Source organism: Methylobacterium sp. WL103 (genome assembly GCF_008039885.1).
GTDB lineage: Bacteria > Pseudomonadota > Alphaproteobacteria > Rhizobiales > Beijerinckiaceae > Methylobacterium > Methylobacterium cerastii.
Genome location: NZ_VRUX01000771.1, coordinates 1 through 1,656, shown reverse-complemented (window position 1 = coordinate 1,656; position 1,656 = coordinate 1). Strand labels below are relative to the sequence as shown.

The 1,656-nt window shown below is 75.1% G+C and carries 1 protein-coding gene and 1 pseudogene; both read left to right on the top strand.

The genetic code is table 11. The annotated features are described in order from the left end of the window. A pseudogene (locus FV222_RS25250) lies at positions 1-504 on the top strand (DNA-packaging protein); the annotation flags it as partial. Positions 505-630: 126 nt separating this feature from the next. Beyond that, positions 631-1,656: phage portal protein (locus FV222_RS25245; protein ID WP_147815930.1), on the top strand; the 1,026-nt coding region annotated here is incomplete at its 3' end.

Genomic DNA, 1,656 nt, shown 5'->3' with positions numbered 1-1,656 from the left:
CTGCCCCGCATCGTCGTCGCGGTCGACCCGCCGGCAAGCTCCGGCCGCTCGGCCGACGCCTGCGGGATCGTCGCGGTGGGCGCGCTCGGCGACACCGCCTACGTGCTCGCCGACGCGACCCTGGCGCGGGCCGGCCCGCAGGCCTGGGCCAACGCCGCGCTGGCGCTCTACCACCGGCTCGGCGCCGACGGACTCGTGGTCGAGGTCAACCAGGGCGGCGAGATGGCGACCGCGGTGCTCGCCCAGTGCGATCCCGCGGTGCCGGTGACGCCGGTGCGCGCCACCCGCGGGAAATACCTGCGGGCCGAGCCGGTCTCGCTGCTCTATGCGCAGGGCCGCGTCCGCCACGTCGGCGCGCTGCCGGCGCTGGAGGACGAGCTCTGCGACTTCGGACCGGACGGGCTCTCGTCCGGCGCCTCGCCCGACCGCCTCGACGCCCTGGTCTGGGCGGTGACGCACCTGCTGCTCGCCCCCCGCGCCGAGCCGCGAATCCGAAGCTTTTGAACAAGCCTCGATGAGCCCGGCTCATCGAGGTCCTGCCCCCGCGATTGCGGGGCGGCGGCGATCCGCCGGACCTCATGGGTTTCGACCCATGAGGCATAGGAAAACTTCCATTCCGAGGAGCCGCCTATGCCGACCCTGCTCACCCGGCTGGCGCGCGCCGCCGGCTACGTGCCGGCCGTGAAGGCCGCGCCCCTCGGGGGGCCGAGCGTCGCCTTGTACGGCGACGCCCGCGCCGTCTGGACCGCCCGCGACGGCACCGCGCTCGCCCGCGAGGGCTACCAGCGCAACGCCGTCGTCCACCGCGCCGTGCGCCTCGTCGCCGAGGGCGCCGCGACGATCCCGCTGGTCGTCACCGGCGCGGAGGCCGTCGACCACCCGATCGCCGCGCTGCTGGCGCGGCCGAACCCGCGCGAGGGCGGCACCCGGCTGCTGGAGACGCTGTACGGGCACCTGATGGTGTCCGGGAACGCCTACCTGGAGGCGGTGTCGCTGGACGGGGTCCCGCGCGAGCTGTTCGCGCTCCGCCCCGACCGGATGCGGGTGGTGCCGGGCGCCGACGGCTGGCCCGCCGGCTACGTCTACGAGGTCGGCGGGCGCCGCGTCGTCTACGACCAGTCCGGCGCCGTGCCGCCGATCCTGCACCTCGCGCTGTTCCACCCCACCGACGACCATTACGGGCTGTCGCCGATGGAGGCTGCGGCCGTGTCGCTCGACATCCACAACGCGGCCGGCGCCTGGAACAAGGCGCTGCTCGACAACGCCGCGCGCCCCTCCGGCGCGCTGGTCTTCGCCGGGGCAGGGGCGTCCCTAAGCGAGGCGCAGTTCGTGCGGCTGAAGGCCGAGCTCGAGGCGAACTACCAGGGCGCCGGCAATGCCGGGCGGCCGCTGCTGCTCGAAGGCGGGCTCGACTGGAAGCCGCTGGCGCTCTCGCCGAAGGAGATGGACTTCGTCGAGGCCAAGGCCGCGGCCGCACGCGAGATCGCGCTCGCCTTCGGCGTGCCGCCGCTGCTCCTCGGGCTTCCGGGCGACAACACCCACGCCAACTACGCCGAGGCCAACCGCGCCTTCTACCGGCAAACCCTGGTGCCGCTCGCCCGCCGCACCGCGGAGGCGCTCGCCCACTGGCTCGCGCCGGCCTTCGGCGACCTCCGC